Source organism: Planococcus alkaliphilus, from assembly GCF_057031095.1.
In genome coordinates this window covers 797,807-811,875 of record NZ_CM168060.1, presented here as the reverse complement: position 1 = coordinate 811,875, position 14,069 = coordinate 797,807, and the positions used below count along the sequence as shown (strand labels likewise).

Genomic DNA, 14,069 nt, shown 5'->3' with positions numbered 1-14,069 from the left:
TATTTTTTATCAGAATGATTGACAAAACGAATATAAGGATATATGGTTATACACATAAGTATATAACCATATATCCTATACAAAAAAGGAGGTGCATCCATTGAGCAGTCCATTCGATTCGAACAAACCCATTTTTCTTCAAGTCCGTGAATTGATCGAAGACCAAATTGTAAATGACCAATTAAAAGAAGGCGATCAGGCGCCATCGACCAACCAACTTGTGAGTTTCTACAAAATTAACCATGCGACCGTTTCTAAAGGCATCAATCAATTAGTGGATGAAGGTATCCTATTCAAAAAGCGAGGGATTGGCATGTTTGTAGCAGAAGGAGCAAAAAAAACATTGGTAAATCAACGCAAAAAAGCTTTTGTCGACAATTACGTTGTTGGCTTAGTACAGGAAGCGAAGAAACTCGGCATTTCCCAAGAAGAAATCATTGAACTGATTAAAAATGCGAAAGGAAGTGACACATGATGGAAGCTCATATCAAAATAGATAACGTGACATTGAAATTCGGTAAATTTGAAGCGTTGAAAGATTTGTCATTATCACTCGAATCGAATCGGATCCACGGCTTGATCGGACGAAACGGCGCAGGCAAAACTTCCCTTCTGTCTTTAATCGCCGCTTTTCGTGAGACAACGGAAGGGCAAGTTTTCATTGACGGTGAACCGGTATTTGAAAACGCCGATAAAATGCTGCAAGTATCTTTTATTTACAACAAAGACTACAAAGAAGAATACGAGAAAATTCCGCAGTATCTTGAATTTCCGGAATATTACCGGCCAAATTACGATAAAGAATATGCCGACTATCTGCTGAAACGATTTAAACTCCCATTGGATAAACCGATCAGCAAATTGTCGAAAGGGATGCAGTCCGCGTTGAATGCTGTCATCGGACTGGCGAGCCGTTCCCCGATTACGATTTTTGATGAAGCTTATGTAGGCATGGACGCACCCGCGCGTGAAATCTTTTACCAGGAAATTCTGGCTGATCAGGCGAAGCATCCTCGTACGTTCATTCTTTCCACTCATTTAGTATCGGAAATGGATTATCTGTTTGATCAAGTCGTCATCATCGACCAAGGCCGCCTCGTGTTGAACGAAGATTACGAAACAATCGCTTCCCGCGGCGCTTCTATTACAGGTGCAGCGGATCAAGTCGATGCATTTGTCGCCGGATTAAAAGTTTTGAACGAACAAAAGCTTGGCGGCACAAAATCCGTAATGGTCTACGGCGCTTTAAGTGAAGAAGACCAACAAAAAGCGCAGCAGCTCGGCTTAGAAATCGGCCCGGTTTCCCTGCAAGATTTATTCATCCACTTAACAGAGGAGGCACACTGATATGAAATCGGTCAAACTCTATCCGAAAATCGCAAGGGATTCTTTCTTGGAACAATTCAAATGGAGCATCTGGTTTTTCTCATTCCTGACACTGGCCCATGTCATCGGCATGTTTATCGCCAATCGCAACGACGCAAATGTGGAAGGATTCTTCGTCTTCTCCAGCTACTCAGCCGCCATTTTCATGCTCGTCTGTGGAATCATCACTGCTTTCGGCTTCATGGCGTATTTTGTCCAGCACGGAATCAGCCGAAAAGATATGTTCTTTGGAGTAGTCATCGGCGCTGTCGGGCTCGCAATTGCCGTCACTGTGGTGCCTCTTGCTATCCATGGCATCGAAAACCTTATCTCCAACTTTGTTTCCATGCCCGTAAAATCAGATAGCCTGACCATTTTCGAACGGACAAGCGGCTGGTTTTCTGCCATCGGGGTCTTCTTCCTGAACGTGTTCACTTATTATTTGGTCGGCTGGCTGATCGGCATCGGCTATTACCGCTTTAATTGGCTGATTGGACTCGGGTTTGTCGGGCTCGCGATTGTGGCCCTCAGCTTGAATGGATTCTTCTGGGGAGAAGCAGGCTTAAGCACCATCATTCCTTGGATTCCGTACATTCCAACTGAAGCAAGCTTGCTGATGTCCGTGATCGGTTCGCTCCTTTTGATTGCCGTATTGATCATAGCTACCCGCATGCTGACAAAACGCATACCGATTAAACTGTAATAAATTAAAAACGAGTTTCCACTGGATAAATTTCATCCCGTGGAAACTCGTTTTTTTCCTATTACAGCGCACGCTGCTGCCAGTCCTGCAGCACGGCTTGCTCTTTTTCCGGATCCATCCCCGCTTTTCGTTCAGCCGTTTCCCTTGTCATTTCCCATTCGCGGATGGCGCGAATGGTCTCAGTGAGCGGGCGGAACCTTAATCCGGCCTGTAAAGCTTTTTGGATATCCACTCCAAGAAAGCCATTCATGTACATACTGTCTGGAATCCACAGCGGCAATTCGGACCACCCTTCCACTTTGTGGCCCAACAGGAATTGCTCATCCACCCAAACAAAATCCGCATCACTCTTAAGGGTGGTCTTACATTCCTCCAAGAATTTCTCCATCGTCAGTGTGGAGTCGGGGCCGGTCGCATTAAATGTGCCTGTCCGTTGTTCTTCGACCAGCCGGAGGATCCATTCTGCCAAATCCCGGACGTCGATAAACTGGATTTCCTTGTCTCGCCGCCCCGGCGCCAACACCTCACCGCCTTTTGCTACGCGGTTAACCCAGTACGTAAAACGGTCCGTAAAATCATGAGGCCCGACGATAAGTCCCGGCCGGATATTCAGGGCACCTTCCGGAAACGCACGTTCCACTTCTTGCTCACACAAAAATTTCAACTCACCGTAATGTTCATTGATGGCAGCTTCCGCCTCTTTTGTTTTCAATTCTCCCAGCTTTTCCGCTGAAAGCCGGCCGACTGCGTGTTCTTCATTTATCCCCGGAGATTCTAAATCGATGTAAACCGATGCGCTTGAAATGAATGTGTAATGTCCTACGGATTTTGCCAGCAGTTCCGCAGATTCCTGAACGGACCATGGAAGATAGCCGGATGTGTCAATAACGGCGTCCCATCTCCGCCCTCTCAACGCTTGTAAATCCCCGTACCGGTCGCCGGTCAACTTTTCCACTTCTGGAAACAAATCCGGATTCGCTTTTCCTCTATTTAATAAGGTCACTTCATGGCCGCTGCTGAGAGCCGCCTCGGTCAGAAATCTCCCCAAAAAACGGGTCCCTCCAAGGATCAAGATATTCACATACACTCCTCCTTCAATTTACTGAATGAAAAACGATCTGCTTTCCTGCTTCTTTTATTCTGCAAAAGCTCCAGACAATCCTCTACTGAAAATAAAATAGATGCACCTCTCCAAAACCCTGCTGCTTTCTTATATACTAAAACCAACAATAGCAAGATCCATTAAAGGAGGAATTAGCATGAGCAAGCAATTATCACCCGAACAACGCGAAGCATTTCTCAACACGTTAAAAGAGCGGTTCGAGAAAAACATCACCCGCCACGAAAATTTCGAATGGGCCAAAATCCAGGACAAACTGGAAGCGAATGAAGACAAATTATGGTCGCTCCATGAAATGGAACGGACTGGCGGCGAACCGGATGTTGTGGATTATGATGCTGCAGCGGATGAATTCATTTTCTTCGATTGCTCCGCAGAAAGCCCGACTGGCCGAAGAAGCATTTGCTATGACCCGGAAGCATTGGAATCGCGCAAGAAAAACAAGCCTGAAAACAACGCGGTCGGCATGGCGGCGGACATGGGCATTGAATTGCTGACAGAAGAACAATACCGAAAGCTGCAGTCGTTAGGGAAATTCGATATGAAGACATCGAGCTGGGTGCAGACTCCTGCTGAAATCAGAAATCGCGGCGGCGCCCTTTTCTGTGATTTCCGCTACGGGCAAGTGTTTCTGTATCATAACGGAGCGGATTCGTATTATGCCGCTAGGGGATTCAGGGGATCGTTGAACGTTTAACAACTTCTAATAAAAAATAAGATGAGATTTATCAGAATTTTGTGTTGACGGTAAAATATAATGATGATACAGTTGTCAACATAGTTTAATAGCAATTTGTTCTTATCATGAGAGGTGGAGGGATTGGCCCTACGAAACCTCGGCAGCGGGCTCACTTTAGAGCACTGTGCCAAATCCAACAAGCTTTGATTAGCTTGAGAGATAAGAAGAGCAGAATATCAATGTGATTTCGCATGCCTGCCTCTTCTTATAGAAGAGGCTTTTTGTTTGCCCTCATATCTGGACAATTCTATTAACTTAAAACCAAGTAAACCAATAGAAAAGGAAGGTGCAAAGACATGAAAAAGACCAAACAGCTTTTATGGCTCGTCGCAATTACAGTAATCGGTTTATTTCTAACCGCATGCAGCAGCAATGAATCTTCAAATGAAGTGAATGCTTCAACAGAAAACAAGGAACAGAACACTTGGGATCGAATTGAAGAAGCAGGCAAAATCGTTGTCGGCACAGAAGGGCTTTACTACCCGATTACATATCACGATGAAGAAACAAAAGAATTAACAGGATATGATGTAGAACTTGCTCGTGCCTTAGGAGAAAAGCTTGGATTGGAAGTTGAATTCAAAGAAATGGAATTTGACGGATTGCTGCCAGCTCTTCGCAATGGCCAAATTGATATTGCCGCGAATGATTTTTCGATTACCGACGAACGCAAAGAGATATTTGATTTCACGATTCCAGTCAAGCATTCATATGGTTCAGCCATTGTCCGTGAAAGTGACAACTCCGGCATTGAATCAGTAGAAGATTTGAAAGGCAAAAAAGTCGGGGGGTCCGCGACAAGCAATTACTCAAAATTTGCTCAAGAACAAGGGGCTGAAGTGATTGTCTACACAGGCTCTGACACGGTGCTTCCAGAAATCGTCAGCGGCCGCGTCGATGCTACGCTAAATGACTATCTTGTCTTGTTGCGCTCACTTGAACAATTTGATAAACCGGGATTGAAACTGGCTGAAGATGTTAGATTCTCATTCAGCAGCAGTGCTATCGTAATGCCGAAAGATAGCCCGGAGCTGAAAGAAAAACTTGACGGTGCTATTGAGGAGCTTCTTGCTGATGGCACATTGAAAGAAATTTCAACTAAATTTCTTGGTGCTGATGTAACACAGCCGCTTGAAGAAGAATAAAAATTTTTTGAGGAATCCTCGGATTCCTCTTTTCTAGATACTAAGTAAAGGAGTCTTCCAATGGCCGACTTTAAATGGGAATATCTTTTTAATGTAGAAATCGCAATTGATTCTCTTCCTTTTATTCTGGAAGGAGCTTGGCAAACCATTTTGATTGCACTGGTCAGCCTAGTATTTGCTTTGATCCTCGGTTTATTTGTAGCTCTTGCCCGAATGAACCGCTTTATCGGACTGTCTCTCCCAGCCCGGCTTTTCATCTCCTTTATGCGGGGCACTCCGCTTTTGGTGATGCTGTTTATCCTGTATTTCGGCTTTCCCATGATCGGCATTGAAATGCAGCCGCTTACTGCTGCCATTATCGGCATCAGTATTCATTTTTCTGCCTATACGGCCGAAATTATCCGTTCTGCCATTTCTTCTGTATCGAAAGGACAATGGGAAGCTGCTGAGACGCTTCGGATGAGCTATTGGCAAACCATGACGCGCATCATTCTGCCGCAGGCGACTCGTATTGCTTTGCCTCCGCTATCGAGCACTTTCATGGATATCATCAAAGGAACTTCGCTAGCGATGGTCATCACTGTTTCTGAAATGTTCTACCGCGCCAAAGTGGTGGTCGGGCAAACTTATGAAAGCCTAACCTTATATATTCTCGTGGCACTCATTTACTGGTCCATTTGCATCCTTGTCACCTTGCTTCAAGATTATTTAGAGAAAAAAGCAAACCGCTATGTCACTGCCTGATAGGAGGTTCCCAAATTGATCAAAGTTGAAAATTTAAGCAAGCAATTCAAACAGGTAGAAGTCCTGAAATCCATTTCATTGGAAATAAAAAAAGGCGAAGTTGTCAGCATCATTGGCCCATCCGGTTCTGGCAAAACAACCTTACTGAGATGCCTGAATCTCTTAGAAACGCCTTCAGGCGGTTCACTTCAAATCAATGATGTCCATGTTTCATTCACTGGGAAAACACCAAGTAAAAAGCAAAAAGTTGATGTTCGCCAATTTTCTGGTATGGTCTTTCAGCATTTTCATTTATTTCCGCATAAAACCGTGATTGACAACATTATTGAAGCACCGCTTGTCGTGCAAAAACGGAACAAGCAGGAATTGGTGCGTGAAGCAGAAGGATTGCTGGAAAAAGTTGGACTATTGGAACATAAAAACCAGTATCCGGAACAATTGTCGGGCGGCCAAAAGCAACGGGCGGCGATTGCCCGGATTCTCGCACTGAAACCGGATCTCCTATTATTTGATGAACCGACTTCTGCACTAGATCCTGAACTTGTTGGCGAAGTGTTGACGGTCATCCAGGAGCTCGCCTTAGAAGGACAAACCATGGTTATCGTAACGCATGAGATGGATTTTGCACGAGAAGTTTCGGATCGCGTCGTATTTATCGCAGAGGGGCACATTGTCGAACAAGGAAAGCCCGAAGATATTTTCACAGCCCCTACAGAAGAACGGACAAAGAAATTTCTGCAAAAGGTCTTGCTGAAAAGAGCTTAATTCATAAAAACAGCCGAACTCGTCCATTAAAGCGGAGAGCTCGGCTGTTTTAATTGGAATAAGAACAGAGCATTTTTGTACTGGGTTCATCACAAGACACCACATCAACCTGATGTTCCATACAGGCAAATGAATAATGCCGGTAGATTTTCCCTCTATTCCTCTCTTGCACCTCTAAGTTTGCATCCGTTCTTAACCGATCCATCAAATCCGACTTCTCATAGATCCGAAACGCATATCCTTGATACACTTCATGTTCCTTGACTACAGTAAAATCTTCAAACGTTGCCGAATAGAATGCAAAGGAAGAAAAACTGATTTGCCAGCGTTCCAAAGTCTGCGGATTCCCGATGAGCAACTCTGTTTCGTGAGGACTTCCACCGAAACAAACAGTTAATAATTTGCTTGCTCCCTTTGTCTGTTCAAACCCTTGAAAAGTAAGATGATATGCCTCTTTTTCAACCAATTCTTGATAATTCATAAGCCAATGCACCCTCCTGCCAAATCGAATAGTGGGCAAAATTAATAGTTGCTTGCTGCTACGTTTCTTTCCTTAATGCCAATTACGAGAGTCAATATAAGCCGCACAAACAATGGTGAAGTTCTGTATCTCCGTCTTCAAGGGCACGCGACAAATTCTTCGGATGCAGCCCTTTATCCTGATAGGCTTTTGCATACATTCTGCCGGGTAAAAGAATAGATATGTACTGCTCAGATGCAGTCGCGTTCGTGAAAAACGCGGAAACAATGGTTGCCGCAATCAAGCTGCCTGCCGACTTCGCGACTTTCAATATCTGTTTTACAATTGCTTTGCAGCATTCCCGTATGTTCCAATATGCCGCCAAATACCATGGCGAAAATAACCAATGAGACGGTGAACATCATCGATTCGATGCCGCCGCGGTTAAACAGTTCATCCACCATTTCATTGCCGGATGACATCACATAACCATCATGAAGCGCATTGATTGCATTTCCGACATTTCCGCCTTGAACGAAAATCTCACAAAGAAAACCTAAAACTACCCCAACTATCAACGCAGGAAGTGCTGGCACTTTCATGATAACAAGTACAGCAATCGCAACCGGCACCAACATTAGCCATGGTGAAATAATGAAATTGCTGTTGAGCGCGGTTAAGATGCCTTGAATATTTTCTTCATCCACATCCGCTCCGCCGAACTGCCGGCCAAGCACAAAGTAGACGATCAAAGCCAGAACAAGTCCTGGAATCGTCGTATACGTCATATGTTTAATATGTTCAAACAGATTCGTCCCTGTCACACCTGCCGCCATATTGGTCGTATCCGACAACGGCGACATTTTATCGCCAAAATAAGCACCCGAAATAACCGCCCCCGCTACCATGGCAGGCGCGATTCCCATACTCATGCCAATTCCCATGCCGGCAACTCCGATCGTGCCCATTGTTGACCATGAGCTCCCGATGGCAAAAGCGACGACACCGCAAATAAGGCAGATTGTCACTAAAAAGAGGGATGGAGTAATGATTCGAAGTCCATAGTAAATCATCGTAGCAATCACACCGCCGCCAATCCATGAAGCAATGATCATTCCCACCACGATGATGATCAATACTGCCGGAAGCGCCAAACGAATGCCTTTATAAGCGCCTTGTTCAATCGTCTTCCATTTATAGCCGAGCCGCCAAGCGATAAATGCGGCAACGACACTGCCCGCAGCCAGCGGAATATGCGGACTGCCTTAAAATAAAATAATCGTGACCGCCATAATGGCTATCATCGTAACGAGTGGAATAAGAGCTAGTAGAAACGGTATCTCAATATCTTGTTGTTTTTTCTTCATTCTATGTACTCCTTGCTTTTTAGAGTCTGAACTTCGATCAACTAACGACTGAATAATTTTATGGTGCTTATGGCACTTAAATTTTATATTCCCCAAACAAGGGCAATTGTAACGACAAACAATGAATTTTTTAAAATCATAGCTGTTTCTTAAGAAATCCTTCATTTTTCCCTACGGAATTTCTTCACTTTTCCTCGTTATAGTAAGTGTTAACAATGAATGGAGGAATTCATATGACGGCCATTTTAACCGCGAAAAACATTTCAAAAGTATATGGAAAAAAAGGGGCAAATGCCTATACTGCCATCCGCAACCTATCTTTCATCATGGAAAAAGGAGAATTCATCGGCATCATGGGCCCTTCCGGTTCCGGCAAAACGACCTTGCTGAATACGATCGCGACTTTGGATCCCGTCACTGAAGGCGAAATCACAATCGGTGGAACTTCCCTTTCCGCAATGAATGAAGAAGAACTGTCCGATTTCCGGTCCCAACAGCTCGGCTTCATCTTCCAAGATTTCAATTTGCTCGAAAATATGAGCGTCTTTGAAAATATTGCCTTGCCGCTTTCTTTCCGGAATACAGCGGTCCCTAAAATAACAGCCACGGTCCAACAAGTTTCGTCTCTCCTTGGAATCAACGACATTCTGGAGAAATTCCCTGCAGAAATTTCAGGCGGGCAAAAACAGCGGACAGCTATCGCGCGTGCACTTGTCCATAACCCAGCCTTGCTTCTCGCTGATGAACCGACCGGCGCCTTGGATTCGAGAAATGCAGCTATTTTGATGGAAACCTTAAGCGATTTGAACAAAAAACAAAAAGTCTCTGTCTTAATGGTGACGCACGATCCGCTCAGCGCAAGCTATTGCAGTCGCCTCCTATTCATCAAGGATGGAAAAATCGATAAGGAAATCCATGCCGCAAGCAACCGCGAACAGTTCTATAAAGAAATCTTGGCAGTGCTTGCTGGCACGGACGAGCGTGCTGCCGCAGGTGGTGCAAGATGATCTTAAAATTATCGCTTGAAGGCCTAAAGCGGAAACAGCGCGATTATTTCATCCTATTTACCGGACTCATTGTCTCCATCGCGGTTTTTTATATGTTCCTGACTTTAGGTTTAAACAAAGAATTCATCACCGGCAATTCGGTCATCAACCACATTCAGTTGGTGTTCATCGTCGGCATTGTTCTCTTATCCGTGATCACTTTTTTCTATCTCTTTTACACAAATGCATTCCTTCTTTCATTAAGGAAAAAAGAATTCGGCATGTATGAACTGATCGGCGCCAAGAAAAAGCAAATTAAGCAAGTTTTCCTGCTTGAAACAATGATGATTGCAGCAGTAACCCTCGGAATTGGCATTCTCTTCGGCTCGCTTCTTTCCTGGCTTGTATCCAGTCTTTTAGCAGCCCAATTGAATGTTGAATTCACTGCTTTCAAAGTTTTCTACTGGCCGGCTGCCTTTTGGACAATCGTCTACTTTTTAACTGTCGCTTATGCAGTTTCTTTCATTAACAACCGGAAGCTTGCGAAAGCATCGATCAATGATTTGCTGAAAGCGGATGTAAAAAACGACCTATTGCCGTCAAAGCCTAAACATTCGGCTTTGATGATCTTTGCTGGAATTGTCTTTTTAGGTGTCGGCTATATCGCTCTTTTCTTTATGGAAATCCTCCGGTTTATCGGGCTCTTCCTTGCTCCGACAGCGACAACGATCGGCACGTATCTGCTGTTCATATCACTAGTGCCAATCATCGTCCGAAAATGGAAGCGCAATAAAGCCTTGAATTTCAAAGGGCTCAACGCGTTCACATTCGCCCAGCTCAGTTTCCGTCTGAATGAATTGAAATGGGTGCTTGCAACGATAGCTATGCTGATCGCTTTGTCGGCTGGCGCCATTGCGGGCGGTTTCGCTTTTAAAAATAATGCCTTGTTATCCGCTGATGAAGAGCGGCTATACGATGCAGCCCTTTACAATCCTGGGGATGCAGAAGAAGAGGTGTTGAAGACGATTCCGTTAGAAGAACGGCTTTCTTATCGTTTTAAAATGGACGAAGAATTTGTTTATTACGTCCAGGACGAGCTTGAGGCCAATCCGCCTTGGATCGTCGATTGGATCAGCTATAAAACAAAGCGTCCTGATCCGCTTCCTGAAAATCTTGAAATCGATGAAGGAGGCTACCAGAATCTTGGAGATGATTGGACAACCGCCCTTGAGACGATCAATCCCGCCTTCTCCACTTTAGGGATGCACCGGCTTGTTTCAGCGGAAGCATTCGAACAAATTGATGCAGAAGAAATAACGATTGTCCTTGCAAAAAGCGAAAAGTTTTCTCGCTATATTGAAGAATGGCAAACACTGGACCGGCTGCAGTTGCAGGAAGAATCGAGGCTGTATATCCCGTTGGACCTTGAGTACGAATCGCTTTCCAGCAAGTATTCGAATTTCGAAAGCCAATATGCATTTGCAAGCGGCACGTTTTTCATGGGCTTCTTCCTCGGCCTTGCCTTCTTGACCATGATGGCGAGCATCTTGATGTTCAAAATCCTCTCAGGGGCAAACAGCGACATCCGCCGCTATGACAGCCTCCGAAAACTCGGGGTCCGAAAGAAAGCCTTGGAAGCATCCATCTCAAAAGAAATCTTCATCGTCTTTTTATTTCCTGCCTTGCTTGGCCTGCTCCACGTATTCGTCGGCATGCGGATGTTCACGTTCGTCATCATCGATCCGTATTACCGGTTGTGGATTTCCTTGCTCATTTTCCTGGCAATCTACGGCAGTTATTATTTCTTCACCGTCCATCTTTACCGAAAGCTCGTATTGCCGAAAGGATAAAACGAACAAACCCGCACCAGCAATAGGCTGGTGCGGGTTTGTTTATGTATCAAGCTGTTTTTTTCACTTTCTCATGGATCAGCTTTCTTAAAGCCTCTGCGTCCTGCAGATCTTTTTTCGGCAATATATATGCGGACAAACTGCTATTGTACAGATAGAAGTTCGAATCATCTTCTCCGAAATCCACAATCCCGGACCATGAAACCGAAGCTTCACCAGTCTTACAGATTTCTTTGAGGCCTTCTTCTGTAAATACCATCGAATGCTCTCCCAGCATGCTTCCATTATCCCCTTCACGAATCATCTTACGGGCTGTCCTTTTAATCATCCGATAATACAGCGATGGTGAAAAAATCACCCATACAATTGAAAGGATCAAAAAGGGGATCAATAAAAACAGCAGCGGCATATCCAAAATAAGAGAGAAAATCACCGCCAGCATCAAATACAGCACGGGAATCAGAAAACGCTGCAATGCCATCGACTTTCTATAGGTTTTCGAGTTTTTCGAATGGTATAAATTAAAATCAATAAATGCTTCTTCCGTCAAGTCGTAATTTATTTCCATCATTTAAGTCTACTCCCTTTTCAATTAGGATAAATTCATCCGAACTTCCCGGCTGAGATACACGAGCCGTTCAATTTCCTCAAATCCATTTTTCTTATAAAATGCTTCTGCGGGGATGCCCCGGTCGGTCAAAAGAGAAACAGTGGCTACGTTATCTGCCTCCAGTTTTTCAAGCACAATTTTCAGCAGCGCTTTCCCGACTCCTTGATTTTGCACGGCTGCTTTAACGCACATCTCATAAATGAAAAACTCGTCCCCGCTCCACCAAGCGCGCTTTGCACCAAAAAGGAAACCGATAACTTCTTCGCCTTCCGTTGCGACAATCCCCATGAATCCCGGGGTGCGGACAAAATCCATCAGGTAGCGTTCTGCTCCTCCCTCTTCCCACTGGTCGTTCCATGGCTCACCGTTGAAAACTTCCATGAAAGTGATGGTGCATTTTTGAAAATCTTTTTCTGCAAATAAAGTTATTTCCATAAGAAACCCCTTTGTCCTAAGTAGTCATTTTACGTGTGATTGATGCAATGAAATTTACCCAACTTTAAAACCTGAAGCAATCGCCTGCAAAATTCCGATCAGATCCTTTGATACCTCGTGCGGTGATTTCTGATAGCCATTTCTTGCCCAGTCAAGAATCAGACCCGCTGTTCCATGCGCCATATACAATTTAAAAGAAGAGGAATTGATATCATGGTTGCCTATAGGTGTAAACGTGAATTGTTCCTCGAACAACTCGAAGATAGCGCGCGGTAAGTCCTGATACAGGCCAGGAATTGTATCTTCCATCAAATAGAGATTGAAAAACGAACGGTTGTCATAGATGAATGCGACGAGCTCAAAAGAATTGGCGTCCATCGATTCTGTGGAAATTTCCTTGCCCGGTTCATAGCGTTCCATGCTCGTACGCTTGATCTGTTGGAACATTTCTTTTCGTAGCTCTTCCGTTATATCCGGCTTATCCAAGTAATAAAGATAAAAAGTTGCCCGGTTATATTGCGCGCGCTGGACGATGTCCGTCACCGATACATGGCTATATCCTTTTTCATTGATCACCTCGGTGAACGCCTGCTTAAACTGATGCTTTGTCCGCTCTGCTTGCGGAGAAAGCTTTTCTTTCTTCACATCCATGATCTTTACCTCCAAAATCGACACTTTCAACGAAACTGTCGCATTACTCAACGCATTCGCTATTTTTACTGATTGAAGCTCTTTGTGCAAAGGCTTACACTAGCGATAGATCCAATAAATTCAGTTTAGCATACCCATTAAAAAGGAGAGATATCAGATGATTAATTACACAGATAAAGTGGTTATTATCACAGGCGGCGGCTCCGGTCTTGGACGTGCAGCGGCACTTTCCATCGCCCAACAAGGCGGCAAACTCGTCCTTGTCGATATGAATAAAAACAGCTTGGAAGACACGAAAAAAGAAATCCTTGCAGCGGCTCCAGAAGCTCAAATTGAAATCGTCGAAGCGAATGTGACGAACGAAGAAGAAGTAAAGAACTATGTTCAATTCACCATCGACAAATTCGGCAAGATCGACGGATTCTTTAACAATGCGGGCATCGAAGGCAAACAGAATCTGACAGAAGAATTCGGCTCTGATGAATTCGACAAAGTCGTGAGCGTTAACTTGAACGGCGTTTTCTACGGCATGAAGCATGTCTTGAAAGTGATGAAAGAACAAGGCTACGGCTCAATCGTCAACACGGCTTCCGTCGGCGGGATCCGCGGCGTCGGCAACCAGTCCGGCTACGCAGCGAGCAAACACGGCGTTGTCGGTTTGACGCGCAACTCCGGAATCGAATACGGCCAATTCGGCGTCAGCATCAATGCCATCGCACCAGGCGCCATCATGACGCCAATGGTCGAAGGCTCTTTGAAACAAATGGCAGGCGATGATTGGGAAGCAGCAGGCAAAGAATTTGTCAGCGTCAACCCGATGAAACGCTTCGGCAAACCGGAAGAAGTCGGCAACCTCGTCGCTTTCCTTCTCTCCGACGCAGCGAAATTCATCAATGCCACTGTCATTCCGATCGACGGCGGCCAATCTTACAAATATTAAGCATGAAAAAGCGCACTCCTGAAAATGGAGTGCGCCTTTTTGGGGTTTATTCGCTGGTCGGCAAGTATTTTTGCCCTGACGGACAGTATTTGTCACCTGTTGTACAGTATTTCGAAGCACTTGGACAGTATTGGTGAACAGACGGATAATAAATCCGATTACTTGAAATAAATAAAAAAATCAAGAAAA

15 protein-coding genes, 1 pseudogene and 1 riboswitch are annotated in these 14,069 nt (G+C 44.6%); of the genes and pseudogenes, 10 read left to right on the top strand and 6 right to left on the bottom strand.

Annotation, left to right across the window (positions count from 1 at the left end; translation table 11 throughout):
* Window positions 1–100 precede the first annotated feature (100 nt).
* The 3 genes from AC2EXB_RS04230 to AC2EXB_RS04220 are packed head-to-tail and all read left to right on the top strand — an operon-like array spanning window position 101 to window position 2,068.
* Window positions 101–475, top strand: coding sequence for a GntR family transcriptional regulator (locus AC2EXB_RS04230; protein ID WP_246809857.1), 375 nt, complete (start codon window positions 101–103; stop codon window positions 473–475).
* Window positions 475–1,347, top strand: a complete 873-nt coding sequence (locus tag AC2EXB_RS04225; protein ID WP_483604715.1) for an ATP-binding cassette domain-containing protein — start codon at window positions 475–477, stop codon at window positions 1,345–1,347. The genes AC2EXB_RS04230 and AC2EXB_RS04225 overlap by 1 nt, the downstream gene beginning before the upstream one ends.
* A 1-nt stretch (window position 1,348) precedes the next feature.
* Window positions 1,349–2,068 carry a hypothetical protein gene (locus tag AC2EXB_RS04220; RefSeq protein ID WP_483603863.1) on the top strand — a complete coding sequence of 240 codons (720 nt, stop codon included), beginning with the start codon at window positions 1,349–1,351 and terminating at the stop codon, window positions 2,066–2,068.
* Between the two features lie 61 nt (window positions 2,069–2,129).
* Here the strand turns inward: AC2EXB_RS04220 and AC2EXB_RS04215 are convergent, their stop codons facing one another.
* Entirely contained in the window at window positions 2,130–3,149 is a 1,020-nt protein-coding gene (locus tag AC2EXB_RS04215) for an NAD-dependent epimerase/dehydratase family protein (RefSeq protein ID WP_483603862.1), read from the bottom strand.
* Between the two features lie 178 nt (window positions 3,150–3,327).
* On the opposite strand from AC2EXB_RS04215, the gene AC2EXB_RS04210 reads away from it, so the two are divergent.
* The 4 genes from AC2EXB_RS04210 to AC2EXB_RS04195 all read left to right on the top strand — a co-directional run bounded on the left by AC2EXB_RS04210 (window position 3,328) and on the right by AC2EXB_RS04195 (window position 6,581).
* The gene (locus AC2EXB_RS04210; RefSeq protein ID WP_483603861.1) at window positions 3,328–3,885 is read left to right on the top strand and encodes a DUF4256 domain-containing protein; all 558 of its coding nucleotides are present in this window, start codon (window positions 3,328–3,330) and stop codon (window positions 3,883–3,885) included.
* Between the two features lie 99 nt (window positions 3,886–3,984).
* Window positions 3,985–4,093: riboswitch (SAM riboswitch) on the top strand.
* Window positions 4,094–4,223: 130 nt separating this feature from the next.
* On the top strand, window positions 4,224–5,072 hold the full coding sequence (locus AC2EXB_RS04205) for a transporter substrate-binding domain-containing protein (RefSeq protein WP_235198405.1): 849 nt from the start codon (window positions 4,224–4,226) through the stop codon (window positions 5,070–5,072).
* Between the two features lie 60 nt (window positions 5,073–5,132).
* Window positions 5,133–5,816 carry an amino acid ABC transporter permease gene (locus tag AC2EXB_RS04200; protein ID WP_235198404.1) on the top strand — a complete coding sequence of 228 codons (684 nt, stop codon included), beginning with the start codon at window positions 5,133–5,135 and terminating at the stop codon, window positions 5,814–5,816.
* A gap of 15 nt (window positions 5,817–5,831) precedes the next feature.
* Window positions 5,832–6,581 carry an amino acid ABC transporter ATP-binding protein gene (locus tag AC2EXB_RS04195; RefSeq protein ID WP_235198403.1) on the top strand — a complete coding sequence of 250 codons (750 nt, stop codon included), beginning with the start codon at window positions 5,832–5,834 and terminating at the stop codon, window positions 6,579–6,581.
* 49 nt (window positions 6,582–6,630) lie between these two features.
* Here AC2EXB_RS04195 and AC2EXB_RS04190 read toward each other — a convergent pair whose 3' ends face one another.
* Both AC2EXB_RS04190 and nhaC read right to left on the bottom strand, forming a co-directional pair.
* A complete protein-coding gene (locus tag AC2EXB_RS04190; RefSeq protein WP_483603860.1) occupies window positions 6,631–7,062 on the bottom strand; it encodes a hypothetical protein in 432 nt (143 codons plus the stop codon).
* Between the two features lie 124 nt (window positions 7,063–7,186).
* A pseudogene (gene nhaC / locus AC2EXB_RS04185) lies at window positions 7,187–8,408 on the bottom strand (Na+/H+ antiporter NhaC); the annotation flags it as partial.
* A 233-nt stretch (window positions 8,409–8,641) separates the two neighbouring features.
* Between nhaC and AC2EXB_RS04180 the strand changes: the two are divergent.
* Window positions 8,642–9,415: an ABC transporter ATP-binding protein gene (locus AC2EXB_RS04180; protein WP_483603859.1), complete on the top strand. Its 774-nt coding sequence runs from the start codon at window positions 8,642–8,644 to the stop codon at window positions 9,413–9,415.
* Window positions 9,412–11,244: an FtsX-like permease family protein gene (locus AC2EXB_RS04175; RefSeq protein ID WP_483603858.1), complete on the top strand. Its 1,833-nt coding sequence runs from the start codon at window positions 9,412–9,414 to the stop codon at window positions 11,242–11,244. Before AC2EXB_RS04180 ends, AC2EXB_RS04175 begins: the two co-directional genes overlap by 4 nt.
* Before the next feature lie 49 nt (window positions 11,245–11,293).
* Here the strand turns inward: AC2EXB_RS04175 and AC2EXB_RS04170 are convergent, their stop codons facing one another.
* The 3 genes from AC2EXB_RS04170 to AC2EXB_RS04160 are packed head-to-tail and all read right to left on the bottom strand — an operon-like array spanning window position 11,294 to window position 12,940.
* Window positions 11,294–11,815: a YcxB family protein gene (locus tag AC2EXB_RS04170; RefSeq protein WP_483603857.1), complete on the bottom strand. Its 522-nt coding sequence runs from the start codon at window positions 11,813–11,815 to the stop codon at window positions 11,294–11,296.
* Between the two features lie 21 nt (window positions 11,816–11,836).
* Entirely contained in the window at window positions 11,837–12,289 is a 453-nt protein-coding gene (locus AC2EXB_RS04165) for a GNAT family N-acetyltransferase (RefSeq protein WP_483603856.1), read from the bottom strand.
* A 54-nt stretch (window positions 12,290–12,343) separates the two neighbouring features.
* Complete coding sequence (locus AC2EXB_RS04160; RefSeq protein ID WP_483603855.1) at window positions 12,344–12,940, bottom strand: TetR/AcrR family transcriptional regulator; 597 nt, start codon at window positions 12,938–12,940, stop codon at window positions 12,344–12,346.
* Between the two features lie 157 nt (window positions 12,941–13,097).
* On the opposite strand from AC2EXB_RS04160, the gene AC2EXB_RS04155 reads away from it, so the two are divergent.
* Window positions 13,098–13,880: a glucose 1-dehydrogenase gene (locus AC2EXB_RS04155; protein ID WP_483603854.1), complete on the top strand. Its 783-nt coding sequence runs from the start codon at window positions 13,098–13,100 to the stop codon at window positions 13,878–13,880.
* The last annotated feature ends 189 nt before the right edge of the window (window positions 13,881–14,069 follow it).

Bases quoted from the DNA above. Each gene is read 5' to 3' on its own strand.
- AC2EXB_RS04225 (WP_483604715.1), top strand. From the start codon at position 475: ATGGAAGCTCATATCAAAATAGATAACGTGACATTGAAATTCGGTAAA.
- AC2EXB_RS04220 (WP_483603863.1), top strand. From the start codon at position 1,349: ATGAAATCGGTCAAACTCTATCCGAAAATCGCAAGGGATTCTTTCTTG.
- AC2EXB_RS04210 (WP_483603861.1), top strand. From the start codon at position 3,328: ATGAGCAAGCAATTATCACCCGAACAACGCGAAGCATTTCTCAACACG.
- AC2EXB_RS04205 (WP_235198405.1), top strand. From the start codon at position 4,224: ATGAAAAAGACCAAACAGCTTTTATGGCTCGTCGCAATTACAGTAATC.
- AC2EXB_RS04200 (WP_235198404.1), top strand. From the start codon at position 5,133: ATGGCCGACTTTAAATGGGAATATCTTTTTAATGTAGAAATCGCAATT.
- AC2EXB_RS04190 (WP_483603860.1), bottom strand. From the start codon at position 7,062: ATGAATTATCAAGAATTGGTTGAAAAAGAGGCATATCATCTTACTTTT.
- AC2EXB_RS04180 (WP_483603859.1), top strand. From the start codon at position 8,642: ATGACGGCCATTTTAACCGCGAAAAACATTTCAAAAGTATATGGAAAA.
- AC2EXB_RS04175 (WP_483603858.1), top strand. From the start codon at position 9,412: ATGATCTTAAAATTATCGCTTGAAGGCCTAAAGCGGAAACAGCGCGAT.
- AC2EXB_RS04170 (WP_483603857.1), bottom strand. From the start codon at position 11,815: ATGATGGAAATAAATTACGACTTGACGGAAGAAGCATTTATTGATTTT.
- AC2EXB_RS04165 (WP_483603856.1), bottom strand. From the start codon at position 12,289: ATGGAAATAACTTTATTTGCAGAAAAAGATTTTCAAAAATGCACCATC.
- AC2EXB_RS04160 (WP_483603855.1), bottom strand. From the start codon at position 12,940: ATGGATGTGAAGAAAGAAAAGCTTTCTCCGCAAGCAGAGCGGACAAAG.
- AC2EXB_RS04155 (WP_483603854.1), top strand. From the start codon at position 13,098: ATGATTAATTACACAGATAAAGTGGTTATTATCACAGGCGGCGGCTCC.